This window comes from Candidatus Dormiibacterota bacterium, from assembly GCA_035536395.1.
Lineage (GTDB): Bacteria > Patescibacteriota > Saccharimonadia > UBA4664 > DATLOE01 > DATLOE01.
Map to the genome: position 1 here is coordinate 1 of DATLOE010000014.1, position 9633 is coordinate 9633.

The 9633-nt window shown below is 50.6% G+C and carries 5 protein-coding genes and 3 tRNA genes; 1 reads left to right on the forward strand and 7 read right to left on the reverse strand.

Features of this window, described 5'->3' with window-relative positions; all coding sequences use genetic code 11:
* Positions 1-537: 537 nt before the first annotated feature.
* The 5 genes from ftsH to VNA68_02155 all read right to left on the reverse strand — a co-directional run bounded on the left by ftsH (position 538) and on the right by VNA68_02155 (position 4090).
* Positions 538-2421, reverse strand: a complete 1884-nt coding sequence (gene ftsH, locus VNA68_02135; protein HVE80919.1) for an ATP-dependent zinc metalloprotease FtsH — start codon at positions 2419-2421, stop codon at positions 538-540.
* Between the two features lie 9 nt (positions 2422-2430).
* The gene (gene tilS / locus VNA68_02140) at positions 2431-3360 is read right to left on the reverse strand and encodes a tRNA lysidine(34) synthetase TilS (protein ID HVE80920.1); all 930 of its coding nucleotides are present in this window, start codon (positions 3358-3360) and stop codon (positions 2431-2433) included.
* A 3-nt stretch (positions 3361-3363) separates the two neighbouring features.
* Positions 3364-3438, reverse strand: a tRNA-Met gene (locus VNA68_02145).
* A gap of 160 nt (positions 3439-3598) precedes the next feature.
* Positions 3599-3673 (reverse strand) — tRNA-Met (locus tag VNA68_02150).
* A 42-nt stretch (positions 3674-3715) separates the two neighbouring features.
* Positions 3716-4090: a septum formation initiator family protein gene (locus VNA68_02155; protein ID HVE80921.1), complete on the reverse strand. Its 375-nt coding sequence runs from the start codon at positions 4088-4090 to the stop codon at positions 3716-3718.
* Positions 4091-4226: 136 nt separating this feature from the next.
* Between VNA68_02155 and VNA68_02160 the strand changes: the two genes are divergently transcribed.
* Positions 4227-4302, forward strand: a tRNA-Ile gene (locus VNA68_02160).
* Between the two features lie 45 nt (positions 4303-4347).
* Here the strand turns inward: VNA68_02160 and VNA68_02165 are convergent.
* Together VNA68_02165 and VNA68_02170 are read right to left on the reverse strand one after the other, a co-directional pair.
* Positions 4348-7551 carry a hypothetical protein gene (locus tag VNA68_02165; GenBank protein HVE80922.1) on the reverse strand — a complete coding sequence of 1068 codons (3204 nt, stop codon included), beginning with the start codon at positions 7549-7551 and terminating at the stop codon, positions 4348-4350.
* Positions 7548-9633: hypothetical protein (locus VNA68_02170; protein HVE80923.1), on the reverse strand; the 2086-nt coding region annotated here is incomplete at its 5' end. The genes VNA68_02170 and VNA68_02165, both read right to left, overlap by 4 nt.

Consider the following 9633-nt stretch of genomic DNA (forward strand, 5'->3'; position numbering starts at 1 on the left):
CCCCCCCCCCCCCCCACCGCGGGAAGGACATCCGTGTCCAAGTTTTGAAAGTATCGGGGTGCGGCGAAGGTCGAGCTAAGCCGCACCCCAGGGTTACTGCGTCTTCAGGCCACGGCCCGAAGTTTTGAAAAGACTCAGCGAGCCAGCAGTCATGGGCCATGCAGCCGACACTGCTGGCTCGCGAGTAAGAGGACACCGTGTCCTCCTCCGACCTCACCCGGGAGGGAGGTGGTCGAAGTTCTGGGGCGGCGCCCCCGTAGACGCCGCCCCTGTCCGGACAGGTACCGGCACCCGGATGCCGTATCCGGTATTAGGGTCCACCTTAGCTCACAAAAAAGGGAGTGAGCCGTATGGCAATTAACCACCCCTGCTCCTGGGGTAATCACCCTAACTTTTTTGCCAAGAAGCAGAACCCGGCTGCCGCATCCGGCGCACCTGGGGATCCTCCTTGGCAAACCTTCGGAGCGTTTGCCCCTTAAATTTCAATTCTCTCCACTGAAAGCAGTAAAGGTAATTTAGTTGTAAATCAGAAAACTGTCAAGCTTCGGCGAGTTTTCGAGAAGCTGGAGGTGTATTAGTATCATTTTTAATATCTACTGCCGGCTCTTTGTACTTTTTACGCAAGTTCGGCCCGCCCACCAGTTTTAAGAACTGATCTTCTTCTAGCGTCTCTTCCTTTACCAGATGCTCGGCTACAGCATCGAGTTTTTTGCGGTGTTTTCTTATAACTGTATCGGCACGCTTGGCGGCTTCATCTATTAAAGCCGCTACTTCGTCATCAATAATTTTAGCGACTTCGTCTGAGTAGTTCTTACCCTCTCCTAGTTCACGACCTAAGAAAATAGCATCGCGGTGCGAGCCAAAGACTTGATTCGGAAGCCTTTTGCTCATACCGTAATCCATGACCATCTTGCGGCCAATGGCAGCCGCGTTCTGCAGGTCGTTAGAAGCACCAGTAGTGATTTCGTTATATACCAACTGCTCAGCTACCCGCCCGCCCAGCATCATAGCTAGATCATCTTTAAAATCCTGCACACTGCTTAAGTGGCGGTCTTCCACCGGCAAGCTCCAGGTAAAGCCTCCTGCTGAACCGCGAGAAATAATAGTAACCTTGTGAATTGGATGCGCATTCTCCATATAGTGGCCGACTATGGCGTGCCCTGCCTCATGATAAGCGGTAATCTCTTTTTCTCTGGCATTCATAATGTGGCTCTTGCGCTCAGGGCCAAGCAAAACCTTTTCTACAGAAGCGCCAAGGTGAGCTTGGGTGATTTTTTTAGCATTCATACGGGCAGCTAAAATAGCAGCTTCGTTCACGAGGTTGGCAAGATCGGCTCCAGAAAATCCGGGGGTCTTTTTGGCAACCTGCATTAAGTTCACATCCTCTGCTAGAGGCTTACCGGCGCAGTGTACCTCCAGAATATCTCTGCGATTATGGACATCTGGTGAATCAAGCGTCACCCGGCGATCGAATCGGCCAGGGCGCAGCAGTGCCGGATCCAGCACATCCGGCCGGTTAGTTGCTGCCATCACGATTACGTTCGTCCCCTGCTCAAAGCCGTCCATTTCTACCAGAATCTGGTTCAGGGTCTGCTCACGCTCATCGTGCCCACCGCCCATACCGGTACCACGCTGACGGCCGACAGCATCAATTTCGTCTATAAATATAATACAAGGAGCGTTCTTTTTGGCTTTAGTGAAGAGATCGCGCACCCTAGAAGCACCGACACCCACGAACATTTCTACAAACTCCGAGCCGGAAATACTGAAGAACGGCACACCGGCCTCACCGGCTACAGCGCGAGCTAGTAGAGTCTTACCGGTTCCCGGCGGGCCGAAGAGTAGAACTCCTTTGGGAATCTTTGCACCCAAGGCCTCGAACTTGCTGGCGTACTTTAAGAATTCCACAATCTCACTCAGCTCCTGCTTAGCCTCTTCGGAGCCGGCTACGTTCTTAAATGTAACCTTCTCTTTATCGCTGCCAAACAGGCGGGCTTTACTCTTGCCGAAGCTAAGCGCCTGGTTGCTAGAACCCTGAGCCTGCCGCATCATAAAGAATAAAAACGCGCCGATTAAAAGAAATGGCAGAATGCTAAAGATTCCGGCAATGATGTATTTGGAGCTGGAATCGCCGTTCTTAGTATCTATAGTCACCTTTTTGTAATCGATTCCGTAATCGGTCAGGTTCGCACCACTCTCTTTGTAAGCAATCTGCTTGGGCGCGGCCGGATCTTTTAGGGTGGCTGTCAATTTATCGCCCGAAACCTCTATTCGTTCAATCTTACCCTGTGAGGCCTCTTCTATCACTTGAGAAAGCGTTACATCCTCGGTTTTGGGCTGAGGCATAGAAACCACAGCCATCACAGCCAGCACGGCCAGAATAGCGATTAACCACAAAAAACTTCTTGAACGTTTCTTCACAAATCTTCCTTATTTAACGCTTTTAACAGGATTGGAAACAATAGTTATCTTATCATTCGAGATAGTAATTAACAATGAACTAGTCAGTTTTCGCCCTCCGCGCAATCGCCCTGTTTTCAGCTGAAGTGCAGCCTGATGCACTGTCATGGCATCTAGCTCCGCGGCCGGGTCGGCCCGGCGGGCCATAAATACCAGCGCATGCCTCGCTACCGGCAGAGAGAGGTTTTTAAGTTCTGCCCTATCCAGTTCCGCCTTGCCCCTACTAACTGTGGTCAACCCTGCAAGCTGCCTGTCGATTTCTGCGTTCAGTTTTTCTGCCTCAGTCATGATGTGTCTATAGTTTGCATCAAAATCTTTATTTTTCTGGCGCAGTTTTGGCAGCAGCTGGTTGCGCACTTGGTTGCGCCTATATGCAGAATCTAAATTAGTCGGGTCGCTACACCACGCAAGATTATGGTTTTTGGCGTAAGTGGCTAATTCACTCTTTTTAACATTCAGCAGTGGGCGAATAACTTTATCTGTTGAATGCAGGGGCGCCAGGCCATAGCGGTTAGTGCCACGCAGCACGTTCATAATGCTGGTTTCCAACCGGTCATCCATGTGATGCGCGGTAATGATGGCCAGGGCATTGCTGCTTTTACGAATGTCTTCCAGTGCCAGGTAGCGCCCTTTTCTGGCCTCATCCTCGCTTTTGGTTTTAAGCTTAAGTGCCCCGGTTTGAAGTTCGAGATGCAAATGCTCAGACAGATTCCGAACCAGCCGTTGCTCCACTGCTGTATCTCGCCAGCCATGGTCGATATAAGCCGGAATTAAATCGTATTTTTTACCTGATGACGCAAGAAGATGCAGTAAAACCACCGAATCGACTCCACCGGATACGGCTACAACATACTTGCCTACTGTAGGCCAGTTAACTTTTTGATCAAAAGATAATTTCATAAATGGTGGCTGCGGCGGGATTTGAACCTGCGACCAAAGGCTTATGAGTCCTCTGCTCTACCACTGAGCTACGCAGCCTAGTTGCAGCGATAATTCGAGCCGCAGCCGCAATCCGCCTAGACGAACATTGGCTTTAGCTTTGATACCGCTGCTTCTTTAGTTTTGCAAACAGTTCCTTGGTTTGCAAAACTTTATTTTAAATACAAGGGCCGCCCTAAGGCGGCCAGCAAATTTCACTTGGTAGCGGGGGGTGGATTCGAACCACCGACCTTTGGGTTATGAGCCCAACGAGCTACCACTGCTCCACCCCGCGGCGTTTTGCGTCTACATAATTTACCAGTTTTTAACCTGTTGGTCAAGTACGGCCAAGCAGGAAATTCCACCATTGTTCAATGTTTGAGTTTCGTTTTTTCTTTCCTTCTTTTTCCGCCGATTGATCCTTAGGCTTATTTGGCAGAATCACCACGCTTTCCCCTGGCTGCTGCAGGCCAAGCCTGGCCCTAGCCTCCTTCTCTTTATATGAATCGGTCTGGTAATACTGAATGCGATACTTGAGGGCGTCTTTTTCCGCCTCCAAAGTAGATATCTCTTGCTTTAGAAAATTGAGCTGCTCTTGCAGTTCATAATTGCGCTTAACTGTTCCGGCCAGATAAACCACCAGATAAATAACTATTAGAAAGCCTAGAATAGTTCCGATATGCAGCTGCTGACCGATTTTCTTCCAATCCATAGCTTAAGGGTAATATATATGAACACATTTTTATAGACGGCCAGTGATTGTAAAGCTTTCGTTTGATGTTTACAATCAGGTAGGCGGTACGGAGGTGAGTAAAATAATACGCAGCACCTACTAGTTGCTGCGACGAGGGGCTGTAGCTCAGTGGTCAGAGCAGTCGGCTCATAACCGATTGGTCGCTGGTTCAAGTCCAGCCAGCCCCACCAAAAAATTTATTTTTCATACCGATTTTGCCTAACAGGTGAAGCAAATCAGTACAGCTTTCTCCAGACAATTGTGCTTGCCCACTGGCCATTACCGGCTGAAGACCCAACCATTCTCAATACTACCGAGTCAGAACTATTATTGTCACCTGCAGCACAGCCTGTGCCTACCCTAGAGGGTCCAAAGGTGGCCGACATAACTGTGCCTCCGCCAAGATCTGTTGTTGTAGCTGTCGACCCCGAGCCATAGTAATAATTAGACAATATAACCCGATAAAACTGCTGGTTAGCGCTATCGGTAGTTCTATAAATACGCACTGTTGCCTCCCAAGCTTCTGGGTAGCCAACCTGTTGCACGGCACAAGCAGCTGCTCCATCATTTGTGGCAGCGATACTCTCAGTATTATTGTGTATAAGATAATTTCCGTTCGCCTGTATGTTGCCGCTAGTGGTAAGCCCGCCAGCTGCCACCACGTTTCCGTCTTTATCTATGCTGAATTTATCGCCCAGCGATCCGTTAGTAAGAACCAATAGTTTAGCACCCGAGGTGGTGAGGTTGGTATTGGCTTTTAGTTGAAAGGCTATAGTGGAGGCTGAGTTGGCTTTATTAGAGAACAATATACCCCCCGAGGTATCTACGCCTAGCACTGTAGTACTGGACGCATCTTGCACCTGGAAGGCTGCGGTAGAATTAGCATTGTTCTTAAACAACGCCGATCCTCGCACAGCCAGCTCTTTGTCTACAGAGACGCTTTGAGCAAAGGTAGCTTGCCCTTGTACCTGAAGATTGCCGACTATATTAGCATTGCCTGCAGTCAGTTCCCCGCCTAGGCCTACCTCGCCATCGGCCAGCGTGCCATTGCTTACCCCAACGAGATCAAGGGCGCCAGCGATCTGGGTACGCGGTGTAGAAGTGTAGTACACAGCTGTTTGTGATGTTGCACCTACCAGGCCGCCAAGTGAGTAAATATAGCCATTAGCTACAACCGCTCCTTGGGCTCGGATATTCGCCGGCAAGGCGTTGGCTGAAGTTGTCCATGTGCCTGGTGAACCATCGCTGTTCAACTTAGCGTATTCCACACTAGTGCTATTCCCATATACATATAGATAACCGTTCGATACTACAGCACGAGGCCTTGAGCTCCGTCCTTCAGTAAGTCGGTTGCTTGCCAGCTGCCATGTTCCGAGAGAGCCATTAGCGTTGACTCTGACATAAGCTATATTTGTATCTGAATTGGCTTCAGGGCCACCGCCGGCAATAATGTAGAGATACCCATTCGCGGCCGCCGATGCATCATATCGTGTCCAGTTTGGGATTGTGGTTGATTGCCAGGCCCCAACAGTCCCATCAGAATTTGCTTTGGCGTAATACGAGGTAGTCGATGTGTCGTTAGAGCCAATAATATAAATATAGCCATTAGCAGTTAGGCCGCTGGCGAGAGAGCGTGCATTCGGCAACGCCGTTGTGGTTTGCCAGGAACCGAGAGTGCCATCTGCATTTAATTTCGCTGAGTAAACCGTAGTATTGTCCGTACCAGACGCATCTAAGCCCCCAACCACATATACATAGCCGTTTACTACTACTGAGTGGGCTCCCCAGCGAGCTTGCGGCAGTGCAGTGGTAGACACCCAGGCCTCGGTAGTACCGTTTGAGTTCAATTTGGCATAATAAACCGTACTCTGTGCCCCAGTGTACGTATCATCGCTAGAACCACCTATTACATAAATGTATCCGTTAGCCGATACTGAGGTATGGTTTTGTCGTGCAGTAGTGATGGCATTTGCGTTGGTCGACCATGTACGAGTCGCTCCGCTACTATTGCCGATAACAATGTTGTTATTAACGGAGTCGACCTGTATTAAGTTGGCACCCGCTGCATTCTGTATTTGGAAGGCGGTGGTGGAGTTGGTGGCGGTTTGAACCAAAAAATTATCATCGGTTTTAAGCGTGTTAGCAGCTGATCGATAGAGGTTGGTGTCTTGTGGGTTTGTTCCATCGCCCCAGTCATGTTTGCCCGCAGCAGTAATTACAAAGCGATTTTGTGTTTCTCCGCTGACAAATGTGGTAAAGGAATTACCAGCAGTAGTCTGGGTAATTGAGCCGATTCGCCCTCCCGAGATACCCGTTCCCCCAACCAATAAGCCGCCAGTTTGATCAGTGCGCAGGGCTGGCAGGCCTCCTGTAGTCGTTCTGTAAAGCACTGTATCGGCCGAACTGCCCCATTCAATCCTGCCGTCACTGGCCTTGAGCCTGAGCTGTCTAGTTATATAGCCATCAGACCAAAGGTTTAGCGTGGCTCCATTAACCACCTCTACAGCCGGAGATGTATTAGTGTTTACATTAAAGTAGGTAGTTGTGGGACTTTTAACCCTAAACGCCTCGTTGGCTGCACCATTCACGGTCAATTGCTTGTTGGTTGTATCCACCAGGACCACATCCGCACCTGCTGCATTCTGCACCCTGAAGGCAGTAGTAGAGTCTGCCGTGTTCTTAAATAGTGCGTTGCCGCGGACATCTAGCATAGCGGTGGGCGTATCGGCGCCAATACCAAAATTACCCTCCTTGGTCAGAATGGCCCGTAAGGGAAAACTAGTGCCGTTATAGTGAATAAACCTAATATCACCAAAGTCTCCACCGCCATAAACTATTCTAAACTGCCCCTGACGGCTGGCATGGCCTTTGGAGTAGAGTTCAAAATTACCGCCGCCAAAGCCGCCCCAGCCCATATCCATACGGCCGGTTTCTACATACTTAAGGCCGGGCAGGTCAAACCCACTAGTGTCTGCGCCGTTAAGCGTTAATGAGCCGCCGCCCAGATCAAGTGATGTCTGAGGATTAGCCGTATTAATGCCTACCCGGCTGTTTATGGTATCTACATTCAGCACCACTACCCCGCCGGCATCCTGCACCTGGAAGGCACTGGCCGAGTCGGTATTGTTTTTAAACAGTTGATTATTACCGGTAAAAGTCTGTGAATTGCGGTCTAGCAGAGCTACATTGCTGGAAAGCTGGGAGTCAGCAGTGTCTCCGCTGGTGCCGGTGGGGCCAGTTAAGCCGACTTCGCCTTGAGGACCGGCCGAACCGTCTTGGCCATCACGACCATTTAGGCCCACCCCGGCTGCGCCCTGTTCGCCTTTGAGACCACGCTCCCCTGGGTAAGTCACAAATTGGTCGGCGATTAAACCTACACCGATGCCTAAGAGGATGGTAGCTAATGTGAGCGCTAGAAGTTTATTAAAAGTTATACTCATGGCCCTACCCTTATCGGTCGCGCCCGCATAGTACGCTGACTAAAGGTACTGTTCGCGTTACTTGTAGAGTGGTATTTTGCCGTAAGCGTCACCGCGCTCAGCCCTGTTTTACGAAGCAGCACATTGGCATTTCTAATAGGCCCTGGTGTGCCGTCTGTTCTAACCGAATAAAACTCCCAGATAGAATCCCCATCTGAGGCAGCAGTCGCGCCAATATCAAAGCTCATGACCGCCGGTGAGTTGGCTGAATCTTGAGAAATCGTGGCGCCCAGGCCGATCTCATAATCACCGGGCAGAGGCAGCGCTATAGAAGGTCCGGCGGTAGCAAGCGCTACAAAAGTAGCTGACTGCGTGCTTTCTGCCGTTGCTACCGAGCTGTACAGTTCTGACCCTCCCAAAAACTCCCACTTGTAGGCAGAAGCCGAACCGGCTCTGTAGCGCAGATGCCAGTAGATGCCGTTAGTGGCATCGGCTTGGTAGGTTACTTCATCGCCATCACTAGGACTGGATGGTAGCGTGGTAACCACAGGCGCAGAAACAGCACTCCAGGCTCCGTCTACACAGACCTTGCCTTGTTTGGTGCTGGAGTTGTAGTACACAGCTCCACTGGTGCAGGTCGGGTCCCCGGCCGTGTTCTTAGTACCCAGCACTAGCAGCACTGGTGTGGCACTGGCTGCGCCTAGGGTAATTTTAAGGCCTGAGGTATCTACGGTAAATAAAGAGTTTCCAGCTGCATTTTGAACTTGGAAGGCGGTGGTGGAGTCTGCGGTGTTTTTAGCCAATACAAAACCGTTGAATGTTAAAGAGTTTGCGGCGAAGTCGCCGCCAATCAACGGGGTACTAGTACTCGAATTCTCTATATACAGCTTGTTGGAGCCAGTTTCACTATAGCCAGCTTGGTAACCAAGGAAGACGTTGGCTGAGCCGGTGACGTTGGTGGCGCCAGCTTCGGGACCGAGGGCGGTGTTGTTGTTGCCGGTGGTATTGGAGCCGAGCGCACCCAAACCGACAGCGGCGTTATATTCGCCGGTGGTGTTGCTATCGAGGGCATCAGAGCCAATGGCGGTGTTATATTCGCCGGTGGTGTTGCTATCGAGGGCATCGGAGCCAATGGCGGTGTTGTTGTTGCCGGTGGTATTGAAAATTAGAGCGTCCTCGCCTAGCGCTGTATTGTTAACGCCTGTAGTGTTCCTCCACATGGCATTTGTGCCGATCGCCGTGTTGTAAGCCCCAGTAGTGTTGGATGCCAAAGCATCTCCGCCGACAGCCACATTCCAGAACCCAGTCGTAGTATTTTGCAGTGCATTGCTGCCAATCGCAACATTCCAGATACCAGATGTTAGGTTGCGCAGAGCTGAAACACCAAGAGCCGTATTGTTATCCCCTTCAGTTGTAGACTGCCCTGCGCGCAAGCCTATAAAGGTGTTATTCAGCCCGGGCGTTCCTCCGCTTCGAATCTCTAGCCCAGTTGAAGCATCGCTGTTCTTGACGGTTAGTACGCTGTTAGACGCAGTCAGCTTCATGACTGAGACATTGTCTATAGTACCGTCGAAGGCGCTGTCGGCTTTGAGCTTGAGATTGCCGGTGGTGGTGGCGGTGATGACTTGGGTTTGGGTAGTACTGTTCGCGCAGATGTTTTGGCCTGAAACACCGCCTACTTCTGGTGTCAGGCAGCCGGCGGTTCGGTTGGAGATGGTAAAGGCTACTCGGTAGGTCTCGCCTGCTGAGGCTGAGATGTTTTGTTCTATGTCACTGGCGGTGCCGGCAGTCTTGGTAGCGTTGTTGGAGTTGTAGGCCCAGCCAGTACCTAGAGTCCAGCCGGTTGCATTGCCGGTGAAGGTGCCGTTGGTGACTTTCTCGCTGCCTAGAGTAGCCTCGCTATTGATGCTTTGGAGGATGGTGGTTGAGTTGGTAGTATCGACGGTCAGTACACTTGCTCCAGCCGCATTCTGAACCTGGAAGCCAGTGGTGGAATTAGTATTGTTCTTAAATAACTGATTATTACCGGTAAAGGTCTGCGAATTGCGGTTAAGTAGCGCTACATTGCTTGAGAGCTGGGAGTCAGAGACGGAGCCGGAGGGG

What these genes read in the sequence shown, in the direction of transcription:
- VNA68_02155 (HVE80921.1), bottom strand. Translation starts at nt 4,090, where the DNA reads ATGGATTGGAAGAAAATCGGTCAGCAGCTGCATATCGGAACTATTCTA.
- tilS (HVE80920.1), bottom strand. Translation starts at nt 3,360, where the DNA reads ATGAAATTATCTTTTGATCAAAAAGTTAACTGGCCTACAGTAGGCAAG.
- VNA68_02165 (HVE80922.1), bottom strand. Translation starts at nt 7,551, where the DNA reads ATGAGTATAACTTTTAATAAACTTCTAGCGCTCACATTAGCTACCATC.